General features: G+C 40.6%; 13 protein-coding genes. 5 read left to right on the plus strand and 8 right to left on the minus strand.

Features of this window, described 5'->3' with window-relative positions; translation table 11 throughout:
* Positions 1-11: 11 nt before the first annotated feature.
* Together pgl and zwf are read right to left on the minus strand one after the other, a co-directional pair.
* The gene (gene pgl / locus AAEY94_RS18285) at positions 12-710 is read right to left on the minus strand and encodes a 6-phosphogluconolactonase (protein WP_350979529.1); all 699 of its coding nucleotides are present in this window, start codon (positions 708-710) and stop codon (positions 12-14) included.
* Between the two features lie 9 nt (positions 711-719).
* Positions 720-2,189, minus strand: a complete 1,470-nt coding sequence (zwf, locus tag AAEY94_RS18290) for a glucose-6-phosphate dehydrogenase (RefSeq protein ID WP_101088392.1) — start codon at positions 2,187-2,189, stop codon at positions 720-722.
* Between the two features lie 337 nt (positions 2,190-2,526).
* Between zwf and AAEY94_RS18295 the strand changes: the two genes are divergently transcribed.
* Together AAEY94_RS18295 and pyk are read left to right on the plus strand one after the other, a co-directional pair.
* Positions 2,527-3,381, plus strand: coding sequence for a MurR/RpiR family transcriptional regulator (locus tag AAEY94_RS18295; protein WP_011637353.1), 855 nt, complete (start codon positions 2,527-2,529; stop codon positions 3,379-3,381).
* A 425-nt stretch (positions 3,382-3,806) separates the two neighbouring features.
* Positions 3,807-5,246 carry a pyruvate kinase gene (gene pyk, locus AAEY94_RS18300; RefSeq protein ID WP_350979532.1) on the plus strand — a complete coding sequence of 480 codons (1,440 nt, stop codon included), beginning with the start codon at positions 3,807-3,809 and terminating at the stop codon, positions 5,244-5,246.
* A 258-nt stretch (positions 5,247-5,504) separates the two neighbouring features.
* Here the strand turns inward: pyk and AAEY94_RS18305 are convergent, their stop codons facing one another.
* Together AAEY94_RS18305 and psrA are read right to left on the minus strand one after the other, a co-directional pair.
* Positions 5,505-7,781: an acyl-CoA dehydrogenase gene (locus tag AAEY94_RS18305; RefSeq protein WP_350979534.1), complete on the minus strand. Its 2,277-nt coding sequence runs from the start codon at positions 7,779-7,781 to the stop codon at positions 5,505-5,507.
* Between the two features lie 11 nt (positions 7,782-7,792).
* Positions 7,793-8,434, minus strand: coding sequence for a TetR family transcriptional repressor PsrA (gene psrA / locus AAEY94_RS18310; RefSeq protein ID WP_101088395.1), 642 nt, complete (start codon positions 8,432-8,434; stop codon positions 7,793-7,795).
* Between the two features lie 195 nt (positions 8,435-8,629).
* Between psrA and AAEY94_RS18315 the strand changes: the two genes are divergently transcribed.
* Positions 8,630-10,471: a M2 family metallopeptidase gene (locus AAEY94_RS18315; protein ID WP_350979536.1), complete on the plus strand. Its 1,842-nt coding sequence runs from the start codon at positions 8,630-8,632 to the stop codon at positions 10,469-10,471.
* A gap of 237 nt (positions 10,472-10,708) precedes the next feature.
* On the opposite strand, the gene smrA is transcribed toward AAEY94_RS18315, so the two are convergent.
* Entirely contained in the window at positions 10,709-11,311 is a 603-nt protein-coding gene (gene smrA, locus AAEY94_RS18320) for a DNA endonuclease SmrA (protein WP_162023028.1), read from the minus strand.
* A 124-nt stretch (positions 11,312-11,435) separates the two neighbouring features.
* Between smrA and AAEY94_RS18325 the strand changes: the two genes are divergently transcribed.
* Positions 11,436-12,038 (plus strand): YybH family protein, encoded by a 603-nt coding sequence (locus AAEY94_RS18325; protein ID WP_350979539.1) that lies wholly within the window; start codon positions 11,436-11,438, stop codon positions 12,036-12,038.
* Positions 12,028-12,519: a YchJ family protein gene (locus AAEY94_RS18330; protein WP_101088398.1), complete on the plus strand. Its 492-nt coding sequence runs from the start codon at positions 12,028-12,030 to the stop codon at positions 12,517-12,519. Before AAEY94_RS18325 ends, AAEY94_RS18330 begins: the two co-directional genes overlap by 11 nt.
* Positions 12,520-12,716: 197 nt before the next feature.
* On the opposite strand, the gene AAEY94_RS18335 is transcribed toward AAEY94_RS18330, so the two are convergent.
* The 3 genes from AAEY94_RS18335 to AAEY94_RS18345 form a co-directional block, all read right to left on the minus strand.
* Positions 12,717-14,957 (minus strand): sensor domain-containing phosphodiesterase, encoded by a 2,241-nt coding sequence (locus tag AAEY94_RS18335; RefSeq protein ID WP_350979541.1) that lies wholly within the window; start codon positions 14,955-14,957, stop codon positions 12,717-12,719.
* A gap of 339 nt (positions 14,958-15,296) precedes the next feature.
* Positions 15,297-15,584: a DUF406 family protein gene (locus AAEY94_RS18340; RefSeq protein WP_350979543.1), complete on the minus strand. Its 288-nt coding sequence runs from the start codon at positions 15,582-15,584 to the stop codon at positions 15,297-15,299.
* A 131-nt stretch (positions 15,585-15,715) separates the two neighbouring features.
* On the minus strand, positions 15,716-16,213 hold the full coding sequence (locus AAEY94_RS18345; RefSeq protein ID WP_101088401.1) for a VC2046/SO_2500 family protein: 498 nt from the start codon (positions 16,211-16,213) through the stop codon (positions 15,716-15,718).
* Positions 16,214-16,415: the final 202 nt, after the last annotated feature.

Consider the following 16,415-nt stretch of genomic DNA (forward strand, 5'->3'; position numbering starts at 1 on the left):
GGTAAAACTCCTTACGCGCTATAGAACACATCAACGGGCGTTTTACGCTGCGCTAATACGGCTCTAATGGGCATTTGGGTAACATCATCATTCTCAAGAGCCTGATGATAAACAGTTAATTTTGGTTCTCCGACAAGATGCAAATAAATCTGACGACTATTTAAAATGGCATCTTTAGACAAAGTGATACGTGCATGTGGAGCCGTAGTCGGATTGACCGCAACACACAAAGCTTTAGTGGTTAATGCATTATCAAGTTCTGCGCTGCAAGGGAACCACGAACAAGTATGCCCATCAGTACCCATCCCCAATATCACCACATCAAACGGACGCGGGAAATTAGCCAATGATTCGCTGGTCATATCGCAACCGGCTTCAGGGGTTGCGAACATATTTTTTAAACCACGAAACTTTCCACTGGCAGCACGGTTTTGCAATAAATGCTCGCGAACCAATCTTTCATTTGAATCTTTTTCATCAGAGCCAACCCAACGTTCATCAGCCAAAGTGATATAAACATCACTCCAGTCGACGAGCTTATGGCTTAATAGCTCAAATAATTTCAACGGTGTTGAACCACCCGATACCACTAAGCTGGCTTTGCCACGAGTGTCGACAGCATCTTGTAATTGCTTCGCAATTTTGTCGGCTAATTTAGCTTCTAAATCAGCTGGAGTGTCGAACGATTTAAATACAGTATCTTTAATCATGTAAGCTCCCTACTCGTCCCAAGAACGACCATCTTTGGTTATCAATGCAACCGATGCCACAGGTCCCCATGTTCCACAAGGATAAGGCTTAGGCCTTTCGCCACTTTGTTCCCAAGACTGAATGATGCCATCGACCCATTTCCACGCTTGCTCAACTTCATCACGACGCACAAACAGCGCTTGATTACCAAGCATCGCTTCTAATAACAAACGTTCATATGCATCTGCAATACGTTCGTTTTTAAAAGTGTCACTGAAACTTAAATCAAGCTTGGTCGTTTGTAGACGTTGCTTTTGCTCAAGACCAGGAACTTTGTTCATCATCTGAATTTCAACCCCTTCATGAGGTTGTAAGCGGATGGTCAATTTGTTTGGTGGCAGATTACGTAAGCTTGCTCGGTACAAGTTATGCGGTGGGTTTTTAAAATACACCACAATTTCACTGCTCTTGAACGGCATACGCTTGCCACTACGTAAATAGAATGGCACACCAGCCCAACGCCAATTATCAATATCAACACGAAGTGCCACAAAGGTTTCGGTGTTTGATTGTGTATTGGCATCTTCTTCTTCGAGATAACCAGGAACAGGCGAGCCTTTTAAGAAACCCGCACTGTATTGACCACGAACGGTATTTTCATACACATTGTCTTGGTTAATTGGACGCAGTGACTTGAGTACTTTTACTTTTTCATCACGAATACTGTCAGCGTCTAAATTAACTGGAGGATCCATCGCAACCAAAGTTAACACTTGTAGTAAATGGTTTTGGATCATGTCACGCATTTGGCCTGCGCCATCAAAGTAGCCCCAGCGCCCTTCAATACCCACTTCTTCAGCTACAGTAATCTGGACATGATCAATCGTGCGATTATCCCACTTAGAGGCAAACAATGAGTTAGCAAAACGCAAAGCAATCAAGTTTTGTACTGTTTCTTTACCTAAGTAATGGTCTATGCGGTAAACCTGGTTCTCATTAAAGAACTCGGCAACTTGGTCATTAATCACATGCGATGATTCTAAATCGGTACCAATTGGCTTTTCCAGCACAACACGGGTATCAGATTGAATAAGGTCTTGTGCATGTAAACAACGGCAGATGGCACCGAAAATCGAAGGAGGTGTCGCGAAGTAGTTCACCATGACGCGTTTACTTGGTTCAAGTAAATCGTGGAAGGCACTGTAGCCTTCAGGATCTGTAAAATTAGTACCGATATAATGACAACGACTGAGGAAGCGCGCTAACGTTGTTGGGCAAAGTTCGTCTTTAACAAATGTATTTAGTGCTTTAGTAACGAGGGCGATAAACTCTTCTTGAGTGAATGCGTCTTTTGCTACACCGATTACCTTGGTTTCTTTATCAAGTAATTCTGCTTTATCTAGCTGATATAGAGAAGGTAATAATTTACGCCTAGCTAAATCGCCTTTTGTACCGAAAAGTACGAAGTCGCAAGCCTTGGCTCCAATTGATTTGCCCATTGCTGAAAGCTCTCCTAATAATATGTGTGTGTCATGTTCGAATTCGGTCGATGAATAAAAACACACTTTTGTTGTAATATAACAACAGAATTTAAATATTGCATCTTTAATTTGCATTTATTCTATTGTTGTTAATCTAGTCATGTGTATCTATTATCTGCTATGATTTTCTACCAATTACAAGGCTTGAGAACCATTCAACCGTGATCTATGTCTTGAAAAATAACTACAGATTACTGTCAAAGGTAAATAAATAACTTAAATCACGTAATTCCTGTAAGTTATGATATAAAATTACATTACCTACTTTTAGCTACTTTTTAGCGGATGCTTGCTTATGAATACCCTTGAAAAGGTTCAAAAAAGCCTTACCCAATTTAGTAAATCGGAACGTAAAGTTGCCGAAGTCATATTAGCCTCACCGCAAACAGCTATACATTCAAGTATTGCCACATTAGCCAAAATGGCTGATGTTAGTGAACCAACTGTTAACCGATTTTGTCGTCGATTAGACACAAAAGGGTTCCCTGATTTTAAGTTACATTTGGCTCAAAGTCTTGCTAACGGTACACCTTATGTTAGTCGACATGTTGAAGAAGATGATACGCCTGAGTCGTACACAACAAAAATCTTCGAATCTTCAATGGCATCGCTCGATACTGCCCGTCAAAGTTTAGATACATCAGCGATAAATAAAGCAGTCGATATTCTCACTCAAGCCAAGACTATTTCGTTTTTTGGCCTTGGTGCATCAGCGTCTGTAGCCCACGATGCGCAAAACAAGTTCTTTCGTTTTAATGTACCAGTAATATGCTTCGATGACGTGTTAATGCAGCGAATGAGCTGTATTAACTGTAATGAAGGCGACGTAGTCGTATTGATTTCGCATACTGGCCGGACTAAATCACTGATTGAAATAGCTCGTATTGCACGTGAAAACGGCGCTGCTGTGATTGGTATTACCGCCCGTAACTCACCATTGTCTTATGAGTGTACATTGCCTGTAACGATGGAAGTGCCCGAAGACACCGACATGTATTTACCGATGGCATCGCGCTTAGCGCAATTGGTTACTATAGATGTGTTGGCAACAGGCTTTACCTTACGCCGCGGCCCTCGTTTCCGTGATAATTTAAAACGTGTAAAAGAAGTGTTGAAAGAATCTCGTGTGAACAAGGATTTAACCATCTAAATTGATGGGCGGTTAAATAAACATATCTTATGGATTATTTAACTGCGTAAATTGTTTGTTTTAGGCTGCATAAAGATAGAGTCTATACTCTATAAAGTGATAACTTTGCATGAAGCTTTCAAGATAACTGGTAAATAATTACACAATTCAGTTATGTTTGATCGCGTAAAATCTCATCGACAGCTATCAAATATTGTTCTTAAGGCCAAACGGTTTAGTCTGTTTGGCCTTTTTTATTATAAAAATCGCTAATCTGTCACATAAATTACATATTAAAAACGATCATTTTGTTGGTAACTTTACTACATTTTCCCAGAATGTCTGTTAATATAGTTACATCATTTAAGTGCTAAGATTGTTTAAGTACTTTAAATAACCAAATTCAATTTAACAAAAAATCTTTCTTATCATTAACGGAGTATCTTATGTTCCGCAGAACTAAAATCGTTACTACACTTGGACCAGCAACTGACCGCGATGACAATTTGCGTAAAATTATCGCCGCAGGAGCTAACGTTGTTAGACTTAACTTCTCACATGGTTCACCAGAAGATCATTTAAAACGTGCTACAGATACACGTAGAATCGCTAAAGAATTGGGCAAGCATGTCGCTATTTTAGGTGACTTACAAGGTCCTAAAATACGTATTTCTACCTTCAAAGATAACCAAAAAATCAAACTTAACTTAGATGATAGCTTTATTCTTGATGCTGACTTAGCAAAAGGCGAAGGCGATGATAAACAAGTTGGTATTGATTACAAGCAATTGCCTAATGATGTAGTCATTGGCGATATACTAATGCTTGATGATGGTCGAGTGCAGTTAAGAGTTGACCGTGTTGAAGGCCACAAAGTCTTCACAACGGTTACTGTAGCTGGCCCGTTATCGAATAACAAAGGCATTAATAAGAAAGGTGGCGGCTTAACCGCTCCGGCCCTAACTGAAAAAGACATGGCAGATATTAAAACTGCAGCCTTAATTGATGTTGATTTCTTAGCCGTATCATTCCCACGTACTGGTGCTGATCTTGATCTAGCACGTGCGTTAGCACTTGAAGCCGGCAGTAAAGCGCTAATTGTCGCTAAAGTTGAACGTGCTGAAGCCGTTGAAAGCGATGAAGCAATGGATGATGTTATCCGCGCATCAGATGTAGTCATGGTTGCTCGTGGTGATTTGGGTGTCGAAATTGGTGATGCTGCACTTGTTGCCGTACAAAAACGCCTAATTGAACGCTCGCGTCAACTCAACAAAGCTGTGATCACTGCGACCCAAATGATGGAGTCGATGATTACCAGCCCAATGCCAACACGTGCAGAAGTAATGGACGTGGCTAACGCAGTGTTAGACGGTACTGATGCGGTAATGCTTTCAGCAGAAACTGCCGCTGGTGACTTCCCTGAAGAAACCGTTATGGCAATGGCTAACGTTTGTTTAGGCGCTGAATTACACCCAAGTGTCAATGTGTCTAAGCACCGCATGGATCAACGCTTCTCTTCTGTTGAAGAAACGATTGCCCTTTCAACCATGTATGCGGCTAACCATTTACCTGGCGTTAAAGCGATTATTTCGTTAACAGAATCTGGCGCGACAGCTAAATTAATGTCACGTATTAGCTCTGGTTTACCTATTTTTGCATTATCTCGTCATCAAAAGACATTAGCCAGCATGGCAATGTACCGTGGTGTACAACCAATTGAGTTTGACTCAACTGCGTACCCTGCCGATGAGCTAGCTAAAGAAGCATTAAATTGCATGGTGAACAGAGGTTATTTAGTCAGTGGTGATATGGTACTGATGACTAAAGGTGACGCGATGGAAACCATCGGTGGCACTAACACTTGCAAAGTGTTGATCGTTGCTTAATCAAGCCGAGCATAACGAGTAACATTCACTAACGTACATGCAGTGATATACACTCGTTAATAATAAAGCCAATCTTCGGATTGGCTTTTTTATCCGTTATTTTTGAGCTCTTGCGACATAGCGCAATAAAGTGACGTTAAACGTTGCAACCGCTTGTTCGCTTAACAGCTTACCCCCAGAACGTGATGGATAAAAAAAGCCCCGACAAAGTCAGGGCCAATTTGTTTCAAAGATCTATATCAAATTAATCAACTGAGATTATAGTTTCTCAAAGTCATTCACGTTGATAGCAGCTAAACGTAATACGTCCGCCTCAACAAGCTGTTTATGCTCAGCTTCAGTGATAATGTCTTTCTCTAACGCCACGTCAAATAACTCAAGCATAGGAAGCTTAGACTTTACATGGCCACTACGTTGTGCCTTCTTAAGTTTCTTATACAAATCTTTCGCTGCATATTTAGCTAAGAACGCATTTTCAACTTCAGCAATACCACTAGTGTCACCTTCAAACTCTCCACAAAGGAAAGTAATGCGATCACGAGCAGGTCCAGGCTTAAGCATACCTTTGACTAAATCAACCGCATACTTATCGCTTGGCGCATTGAAGTGATTACCCAATGGGAAAATCAATACTCGTAGTAATACCGCGGCAATTTTACTCGGGAAATTACGAATCGCGTCATTAAGCGCTTTAGCCGCTAAATGTAAACGCTCAGTCATAACATAATGTACTGCCGGTAAATCATCTTGCTGACGACCATTGTCTTCAAACAGTTTTAACGTAGCAGATGCAAGATATAACTGACTTAGTACATCCCCCATACGCGCAGAAAGCATTTCTTTACGCTTAAGGTCCCCGCCCATAATTAACATCGATAAATCAGTCATAATGGCCAGTGACGAAGAGATACGCGTCATGTCACGATAATACTGCTGCGTTGGGCCACTCACTGGTGCACTGGCAAAACGGCTGCCTGTTAATGCACTACCAAATGAACGTAATGCATTACCCATCGCATAACCAATGTGACCTAGCAACAAAGAATCAAAACGATCTAATGCAGAAGTTTCATCTTCCATTGCTGCGGCTTCCATTTCAGCCAAAACATATGGATGACAACGGGTTGCACCTTGACCAAAAATCATCAATGAACGAGTAAGAATGTTTGCACCTTCTACCGTAATTGAAATAGGTGTTGCCATATAAGCATGACCTAAATAGTTTTTAGGCCCTAATTGAATACCTTTACCTGACTGGATGTCCATCGCATCTTCTAACACATCACGGCCTAGCTCTGTCATGTGGTATTTTGCAATGGCGGTCACCACTGAAGGTTTAACTTTTAAGTCGATACCTTGTGTGGTTAAACGTCGTGCAGCTTCCAGCTGGTAAGTATTGGCGATGATACGCGCCATCGCTTCTTGTACGCCTTCAAAAAGACCAATAGGCATACCAAACTGCTGACGAACGTAACTGTAGGCTGTGGTCGTTTTGGTACAGACATGGCCTGATGCGGTTGCCAGAGCAGGTAATGAGATACCACGTCCTGCAGATAAGCATTCAACCAGCATACGCCAGCCTTTACCGGCAAACTGTGGTCCACCAATAATCCAATCTAATGGAATAAATACATCTTCACCACTTGTTGTACCGTTCATAAACGCCATCATTAATGGGTTATGACGACGACCAATCTCAACACCTTTATGGTCAGTTGGGATCAACGCACACGTAATGCCTATGTTTTTAACGTCACCGAGTAAACCGTCCGGATCGCGCATTTGGAACGCTAAACCGAGCACGGTAGCAACTGGTGCTAAGGTAATATAGCGTTTGTTCCACGTTAGGCTTAAACCTAATGTCTCTTCGCCTTCAAATTCGCGCAGGCAAACAACACCGATATCGGGTATCGCACCAGCATCACTGCCCGCTTCTGGGCCCGTGAGCGCGAAACAGGGAATGTCTTTACCAACAGCAAGTGAAGGTAACCAACGCTCCTTTTGCTCTTGAGTACCATAATGGGTCAACAACTCTCCAGGGCCTAAAGAGTTAGGTACCATTACGGTCACGGCAGCACTGACACTACGCGTGGCTATTTTGGCTACAATCGTTGAGTTTGCATAAGCAGAAAACTCGCGTCCACCGTACTTTTTAGGAATGATTAACGCAAAGAAACCTTGTTCTTTAAAGTATTGCCATAACTCTGGCGGGAGATCTTTGCGATTATGGACGATATCAAAATCGTCGATCATGGTTAATGCGGTTTGAACTTGATTATCAATAAAGTCTTGTTCTTCAGCGCTTAACGTTGGTTTACCGTAGCTGTGTAAGGTATTCCAGTTTGGCTTTCCGCGGAATAACTCACCTTCCCACCAAACATCACCCGCTTCCATTGCTTCTTTCTCGGTACTCGACAAAGGAGGCAATACTTTTTTGAAAAACGAAAATACTGGACGCGTAATAAATTGCATCCTGATATTACGCACGCCAAAGAGGACAATGATCGCTATAACTAGCAATATGACGATACTCATTTTATACCTTCTTAGTTTGTTAACACAGGGACAGCAACGCCTGCTGCCATGTAGGGGATTACTTTACGGATAATGGCTTCAATATTGTTATGTTCACCATAATCTGCTGTGGCAATTTCATTTAATGCATCTGCAGAAGCCATAGTGAACACAATAGTCCCTAAAGTGAAGTGCAAACGCCAAAACATTTCTGCTGCAGGTATGTGAGGTGCACTGGCTGATACCGCTTGTACAAACGTCGCTAAATGCTCACCATAATGCGTGGTAATAAACCAGCGCAAATGACCTTGGCTTTCAATATAACCGCGACCTAACAGCTGCAAGAAAATAATCGTGCCACCGTTGCGTACTTTATTGAGTTCAAGTAACGGTTTAATTAAAGCAGAAAAAATCTCGTTTAGTGACGCATTCTCAGGCGCATGATGTATACGTTTAATCTCTACCGCGGCGCTTGGCATAAATACATCTAAGTATCTTGCTAACACAGCTCGAATTAATTCTTTTTTTGAACCAAAATGGTAATTAACAGATGCCAAATTGACTTCAGCTTTGCTGGTGATCAGTCGTAACGACGTTTCAGAAAAACCTCTTTCAGCAAACAACTTTTCAGCTGCATCGAGTATTCTTGTTTTTGTATCAGTACGGCTTGCCATTCCCAGACCCAAGTTAATTTAAACACCTGTTTAAATTAATCATTGAGTGCACAGATGTCAATCGAAATTGTCAGCTTTCTTTATTAAGACAAATAACAAAAATCGTAACAACCACACCAGATTGTTAACTAATATGCAATACATGCTGTTTTTCGGTACACTGATGCCGATAATAAAAACAAGGATGCACACAACATGAACTTGCCTTTAAAACGACCGTCTCAAATTGCACTTATTGTTTCAATAGCATTAGGCTTAAGTGCCTGTAGCGACACGAATGCGACCACTCAGATACCTACTGAAAAGATAGATACCGCTGCGGCTATCGATTTTGTCAATAGAGCTGAAGCCGATTTAGCCAATTTATCAATTGAAGCTAATCGGGCTGAATGGATTTATTCCAATTTTATCACTGATGACACCGCGGCGTTGTCTGCCGCTATGGGTGAAAAAGTCACCTCAACATCTGTGCGCTATGCAACTGAAGCGGCGAAATATGCCAATGTAGAGCTTGATGCTGTTAATGCCAGAAAACTTAACAGCTTACGCAGTAGCCTTGTTTTACCAGCCCCTCTAGACCCAGCTAAAAACGCAGAACTTGCCAGCATCGCGTCTGAACTTAACGGTTTATATGGTAAAGGCAAATACTGCTTTGCCGACGGTCGCTGCCTCACTCAACCAGAGCTTTCCAATATAATGGCAGAGTCGAAAGACCCTGCAGTGCTTTTAGAAGCTTGGAAAGGTTGGCGTGAAATAGCCAAACCAATGCGTCCACTATTTGAACGTGAAGTCGAATTAGCTAATCAAGGTGCACAAGATTTAGGTTACGCCGACTTATCTGAATTATGGCGAAGTCAGTATGACATGGAGCCAGAAGCATTCTCTGCCGAATTAGATCGTCTATGGGCACAAATTAAGCCTCTATATGATTCATTACATTGTTATGTTCGTGGTGAACTAAATGAGCAATACGGTGACGACGTTGCACCTAAAACAGGCCCTATCCCTGCACATTTATTGGGCAATATGTGGGCTCAGCAATGGGGCACGATTTATAATAGTGTCGCACCTAAAGATGCAGACCCAGGTTACAACGTTACCGAATTGTTAGCCCAGAATGGCTACGATGAAACAAAAATGGTCAAACAAGCTGAAGGCTTTTTCACTTCACTTGGCTTTGGTGCATTACCAGAAACATTCTGGACTCGCTCAATGTTTGTTCAACCTCAAGACCGTGATGTGGTGTGTCATGCATCTGCATGGGATTTAGACGACCAAGATGATCTTCGGATCAAGATGTGCATTCAGAAAAATGCTGAAGACTTTAGCGTTATTCATCACGAATTAGGCCATAACTTCTATCAACGTGCTTATAAAAATCAGCCGTTTATCTTTAAAAACTCTGCCAACGATGGTTTCCATGAAGCCATTGGTGACACGATTGCCTTATCGATTACGCCTAAATATTTGCAAAAAATTGGCTTGCTCGAAACCGTACCCGATGCGTCAAAAGACATTGGCTTATTGTTAAAGCAAGCATTAGATAAAATTGCCTTTATGCCTTTCGGTTTGATGATCGACCAATGGCGCTGGCAAGTATTTAACGGCACCATTAAACCGGAGCAATATAACCAAGCCTGGTGGGACTTACGTGAAAAGTACCAAGGTGTTAAAGCGCCAATTGAACGTACTGAAGCCGACTTCGACCCTGGTGCTAAATACCATGTTCCTGGTAATGTTCCCTATACGCGTTATTTCTTAGCGCATGTTTTGCAGTTCCAATTCCACAAAGCACTGTGTGATATTGCAGGTGATACCGGCCCAGTTCATCGCTGTAGCATTTATGGAAATAAAGAAGCGGGGGCTAAGTTGAATGAAATGCTCGAAATGGGCGCCAGCAAACCTTGGCCGGAAGCACTGAGTGTAGTGACGGGGTCCGATAAAATGGATGCCAAGGCAGTATTAGATTACTTTGCACCATTGCAAGTGTGGTTAGATGAGCAAAATAACCAAGCTAATCGTCAGTGTGGCTGGTAACGCTAGTGATGACCAATTGTACTAATGAACTGTACTAATGAACTGTACTAATGATCTGTACTAAAGGGTTATAGCAATTAGTTGAATTAATAAATAATAAGGCTGAATCAGTAGCTGACTCAAATAAATGGTCACTCAGAAACTCGCATTTTATCATCTAATTAATTCACTCTTAAAAGGACGCCAATATAAATTGGCGTCCTTTTTATTTATATCGATAATTAATCAGCTTAAAACCTACCTAAAACCGCGACCTTTTCTATTCAGCTCACTATTTTCAATCTTTTTTTGCTGTGATTTTTTTAGCATCACAAATATAGCGCCAACGCCACCACTCTGTTTAGTAGCCGAATGGTATGCGATTACGGGGTCAATAAAGCGTAACCAATGACAGACTGCGGATTTAAGCAATCCTGGATAAGGTTTACTTTTATACCCCTTTCCATGGATAACCAGTATGTTACGTTCGCCGCGCTCATAAGCACTTAACACACAATTAAGTAAGCTTTCACGAGCCTGTAAAAGCCGATATTCATGTAAGTCTAATACGGTTTGAAAACGGTACTTTCCAAGACTAAGTTGTTTAAATACTTGGTCTTGGATGCCATCCATTTTATAACTCACCACATCGTCTGGCTTAAGGGGTGCAAATAAATAAGCCTCAGTGGGTAATAACTGTAACAACTCATGTTGCTCAGCTGCCGCTCGCTTTGCCAGTTGCGCATCTGTTAAACTTAATGGATTAAGCCATATTTGGGTGGTTTGTGGTTGATGTTCATATTTAAGAGGGGTCACATCGGCCATTTCTTGTAAAAATAATTCGTCATCACTTAACGACATATGTCACCTCCTACATACTTTGTAAAGATTCTATCCTTTAGCAAAGTTGCTCAATAATTTATAGTTGTGCTAACGGTATCGCTTGCCATTATTGATTTACATTAGATAAAAAGAGAATAATTCCTTGATAAGAATATTGACCATTTTGAATACGCCATGGCTATCTTCACTGCTTCTTGCAGTGAGCCTGTGCGTTAGCAGTTCGAATGTTTATGCCACTGAATCGATCCCTCACCAGGTTTTGAATGCCAATTTTACAAAATTGACTAACGCTTTTGAACAACTCGATTTAGCCGCTATGGAAAACATATATACTGACGATGCAGTTTATATTTCTGAAACACAAGAAAGAGGAATTATTAGCGGTAAAGAAAATATCCTCAATCTGTATAGCCGATTTTTTAATAAAATTAAACGTAAGAACGCTAAACTTGAAGTCGATTTTCGTGTACTTGTACGTTATAGCGAGCCAAATAGCGCAACTGACATCGGTTATTATTTAGTCCGTTTTCACCCAGGAAAAGAATCTGGCGAACCGGTCAGTGAGTTTGCCGGTAAATTTGTGACTGTGTTTACCAAAGACAGTAAACAACAGTGGAAAATTAGTGTCGACTCTAACACTCACGCCGCGCCACATTTTTACTATGACGCTAAACCAGTACCGAATCTTTATTACGGCCGACAATTTATCGCTGCCACGTCAAAAGAATTACCTGATGAACAATAGTGATTTATCCGCGATAAAGCAGGCATCTTGTCCGTGTGGCAGTAGTTTGCCCTACTACCAGTGCTGTGAAGCCTATCATGCCGGTCTTGTTGTAGCAGAGATGCCAGAGCGTTTAATGCGCTCTCGCTATAGTGCTTTTGTATTACGTCAGTTTAGCTACTTGATTGCCACGCATCATCCAGACTATTTACACGGTTTGACTGAACAACAGCTTGCCCAAGGTAAAACTCAGTGGTTAGGTTTACAGGTATTATCATCGAATCAACAGGCTGACTGTGGTGAAGTGACATTTAAAGCGTGGTTTATTGAAAATAAGCATATTGATGCGGTTTATGAATGTTCGTCATTTATCAAAAAAGATGGCTTATGGTTTTACACCGATGGACAGCAAATGCAAACTCGTTTACCCGGCAGAAATGATGCTTGTATCTGTTACAGCGGAAAAAAGTTTAAACAATGTTGTGCTAAACGTATGAGTTAACATCAATAAATAATGCTTAGCCCTTCTTATTGATAATAAATACTGGTGCAGAGTGACTATGTAGATACTAAGCAATCGTAAAACCATTATTTAAATGGGCACTAATTAACAATAGCGACGAAATAGCAATAGATGCGAGTTGCACAATCTTAATCGTCATCAGTAAAGTCCGATTCGCACAACAAGGAATACGCTGACTAAACCAATGAATTGCTCATTAATACTAATTTCTGCGGTTTAGACTCATGGGCATGAATAAACAAAGCAAAATCATTAACACGGATTGCAGGGCTATACAAAAATCCTTGTGCATGATGACAAGCACTTAATGTTAAAAACTCCTCTTGCTCTTTAGTTTCAACCCCTTCAGCAGTTAACGAAATATTCAATGCTTTTGCCATCGCGATAATCGCACTGACAATCTCACGACTTTCGTGGCTAGAAGATATATCCATGATAAACGAGCGATCAATTTTTAATTTAGATATCGGAAATTGCTTTAAGTACTTCATTGAACTGTAACCCGTCCCAAAGTCATCAATCGCTAAACCGACGCCTAACTCTGCCAACTCATGGCATAGATTGATAGCATATCGAATGTCACCCATGAGTTCAGTTTCAGTGATTTCAAGAATTAACGTTTTAGGCTTGATACGATAACGGGTGATTAAGCGCCAAACTTGTTCGTACAAGTTGCCACTAAAAAATTGCCTCGCAGCAACATTCACATGCATCGTAATATTGACGTTTTTATGCTGCCATAAATTCAGTTGCTTACAGGCCGTTTCTAATACCCATTCGCCAATTTGGTTAATCAACCCGGTTTGTTCTGCGATTTCGATAAACGCACCTGGATATAACACGCCTTTTTTAGGGTGATTCCAACGAATTAATGCTTCAGCGCCAATATACTGATTATGTTGTAAGTCCATTAAGGGTTGATAATACAACTCAAATTCTCGACCACGAATAGCACTATGTAAATCACGCTCTATTTCAGCGTTGGTGGTAAACGTTTCAAGTAGTGCTTCATTAAAAAACTGGTAATGTGCACCATTTTTCTTTTTAGCATGTTGTAAGGTAATATCGGCACAAGATAACGGGGCAAACATCCCAACAACAGACTTAATATCAACCACTGCAAGCGCCGGTTTTGGCTCAACTTTCTCACGCGAGATAACCGATGGCGCAGCTAGGTTCATATATAACCGGCTGATCATTTGTTCAATATCGGTCCCAGAGTGCATGGGTGGCAATAACACAGCAAATTCATCGCTACCTATTCTGGCAACATCAATAGCATTAACAGATACAGCAAAGTGTTTTAAGCGCCGTGCGATTTCGATTAAAAGGCTATCGCCTTGAACATGACCATGGGTATCGTTAAAGCGCTTGAAGCCTAATAAATCAATCAGAATCAGTATCCCAGCAGTGGCACGATCTAATTGAGGAGTAAAATGACTACGATTGTGCAAGCCTGTCAAAGAACAATGCCATGCTAAACGCTCTAATTCCGCTTTGTGTAAATATTCTGCCGAATTATCATAACTAGACACTAACGCATAATGCTTACCCTGCTCCGTTACAAACGGGGTAATATGGTAATTTAGCCAATATTCACTGCCATCAATCCGCGCGAGCTTAAGGTTACCTTTAACAATCTCACTATTACGTAATTTACTGATTACATGTTCAAGTAATTGTGGGGTATTTCTAAAAATATCAAGACTCGATGCACTATGGTGCTCAACAGTTTCCCGTGGCAACCCAGTCATTTTCTCATGGGCACTATTAACATACTCGATGATTAGACTATCGGTATTCACCAGCATCACGACATGTTCGGATTGCTCGGTTGCATTGCGCAATAAGTAAATTTGTTCATTGCTATCATAGGTATAACGAGTCGCTAGCGTCAAAGCTAATTGGTCAGCACATTGAATAGCAAACTGAATATCAGATTTTATCCAATTAACTTTTTCACAGCTTTCAACCGATAACACACCTTCAATATGTCCATTAATTCGGATGGCAATATCGATACTGGTGACAATGTTATGATGTTGGTAGTAATCTGAAAATGTTTCAACGAGATTTATGTGCGAGTTATCAGAGGATAAAATATAACGGTGAGATCGTAATTCATTAAAATATTGAGGATCTATTGTGATGTGTCTCAGGTGAGATAAATGACTCAATGATTCATCAATCTTACTGGCTACTAGAGTATGCTCACAAGTAAAATTGTCTTCATCATCAGCAGTAAAATCATCATTCGCAGATTGACTTACGAGAGTCCACACGGATACAAATGACGCAGCGAAATACTCACGCAGCAGTTGACACACTAACTCTGCAGTTTTTGTGAAATCACCTTGTTGTTTAGCACTGGAATTTACAATTAATTCCAATAAGTGCTGTTGCTCTTTTCGATTCATTTACATCCCGAAAAATGGCTTCATAACCCTAAATTTTTACATTATTAATCAGTACACTTGTTATTATTAGTTCTGAAAATCAGAATTTGAGTGATAATGTTACAATAATACATAGGGAGTGAAGTTCGCGTTAAAGGTATGAATAACGTTACATTATCATGCGCTACTATACCTTTTTGTTATGTAAAGCAGATTACACGCGATACTCAAAAACAGCAATCCTTTACTAATATATTGTTACGCTTTATTTGGATTGTTGACACGCTAAACCCACTCCCACAAAATGTGTTTAACATCAATTATATGACAGTGTATATTTCTAATACAAACGACTGAAATCTACAGTTGATTTTCAAGTTGAAAAATCATTTTCTCTACGCTGAACGCAAAATCAAGCTTCAAAGAAATAGTGCTATCTTCATCAATAATGTCCGCTTTAGTATCAGGAAAACGCTCTTGAGCCACTTGCAGCATAGATTGAGCTTGCAATAAGGCATCGTTTCCTACAAAGCTAAGCAGTAATAACGTATCTTCTGCTTCCACAACAGCGCCAATATCTACATAACTGCCGCATTCAGTACAACTGTCACTGACATTTCCTTGTTGCTGTTTAATTTGCTTAATCATTATGTCACCCCATCTGTTTGAACCACGTCAAATGGCAAATATAACTGAGTTTTGGCAAGCTTTTATTTGCCATGCTCACAATTATCAAAATTAAATCATAGTCTCAGGATTTTAGCCTGAAATCTCAGCAGTTAAGCCAGTTGTAAAGATAACGTATTAGATATTTTACGTTGCGTGCTGAGCTGTTCTAGAAAATGCATATCTTCTAATGGGGTGTGTTGTTGGTAAGCATTAATCGCTTTATGCTTAGTTAAGTAATCACAGTTACTTAATACTTCAACCATCGCATCAGATTGAGCACCTCTTATCACTAGCGCTTCAGGTGTCAATGCTTGTTGTAGTTGAAACTGCCGTGCGCCTTGCTGCTGAAATAACATCGCGTTATCAATAGTGTCTGGGTGAATAGAAATATCATCTACTAATAACTGGGGTTGAGGTACAGAAAATTGTTGTCGCAGTTTTTGTGTGCTTTCTACATCATTATCTAACTGAAATTGAGCCATATCGCGAGCATCAACTGACAACATAGCCAATAGCAAACCAAATTCACCGCGACGATTGTTTTCAATCGCAACGTTTAATCGGCTCCCTATTTGTAACTCATTGACTAATGTTGACTCAATTTGCATATAAAAACATCACTACTACTGCTCGATGCTATTTTATCGACCAAACAGTCATAAACTTTAGTAAAATATTCAATTATCCACTTTACATATAAAAGGTTTCTGACTACTATGGCGACCGCAATTGAGGAGGGGTTCCCGAGTGGCCAAAGGGATCAGACTGTAAATCTGACGGCTCAGCCTTCGAAGGTTCGAATCCTTCTCC

The organism is Shewanella sp. AC34-MNA-CIBAN-0136 (assembly GCF_040309945.1).
Lineage (GTDB): Bacteria > Pseudomonadota > Gammaproteobacteria > Enterobacterales > Shewanellaceae > Shewanella.

Excerpts from the sequence above, each read along its gene's own strand:
- AAEY94_RS18305 (WP_350979534.1), bottom strand. The coding sequence starts at position 7,781 with ATGAGTATCGTCATATTGCTAGTTATAGCGATCATTGTCCTCTTTGGC.
- zwf (WP_101088392.1), bottom strand. The coding sequence starts at position 2,189 with ATGGGCAAATCAATTGGAGCCAAGGCTTGCGACTTCGTACTTTTCGGT.
- AAEY94_RS18335 (WP_350979541.1), bottom strand. The coding sequence starts at position 14,957 with ATGAATCGAAAAGAGCAACAGCACTTATTGGAATTAATTGTAAATTCC.
- AAEY94_RS18340 (WP_350979543.1), bottom strand. The coding sequence starts at position 15,584 with ATGATTAAGCAAATTAAACAGCAACAAGGAAATGTCAGTGACAGTTGT.
- psrA (WP_101088395.1), bottom strand. The coding sequence starts at position 8,434 with ATGGCAAGCCGTACTGATACAAAAACAAGAATACTCGATGCAGCTGAA.
- AAEY94_RS18330 (WP_101088398.1), top strand. The coding sequence starts at position 12,028 with ATGAACAATAGTGATTTATCCGCGATAAAGCAGGCATCTTGTCCGTGT.
- pyk (WP_350979532.1), top strand. The coding sequence starts at position 3,807 with ATGTTCCGCAGAACTAAAATCGTTACTACACTTGGACCAGCAACTGAC.
- pgl (WP_350979529.1), bottom strand. The coding sequence starts at position 710 with ATGATTAAAGATACTGTATTTAAATCGTTCGACACTCCAGCTGATTTA.
- AAEY94_RS18345 (WP_101088401.1), bottom strand. The coding sequence starts at position 16,213 with ATGCAAATTGAGTCAACATTAGTCAATGAGTTACAAATAGGGAGCCGA.
- AAEY94_RS18295 (WP_011637353.1), top strand. The coding sequence starts at position 2,527 with ATGAATACCCTTGAAAAGGTTCAAAAAAGCCTTACCCAATTTAGTAAA.
- AAEY94_RS18315 (WP_350979536.1), top strand. The coding sequence starts at position 8,630 with ATGAACTTGCCTTTAAAACGACCGTCTCAAATTGCACTTATTGTTTCA.
- smrA (WP_162023028.1), bottom strand. The coding sequence starts at position 11,311 with ATGTCGTTAAGTGATGACGAATTATTTTTACAAGAAATGGCCGATGTG.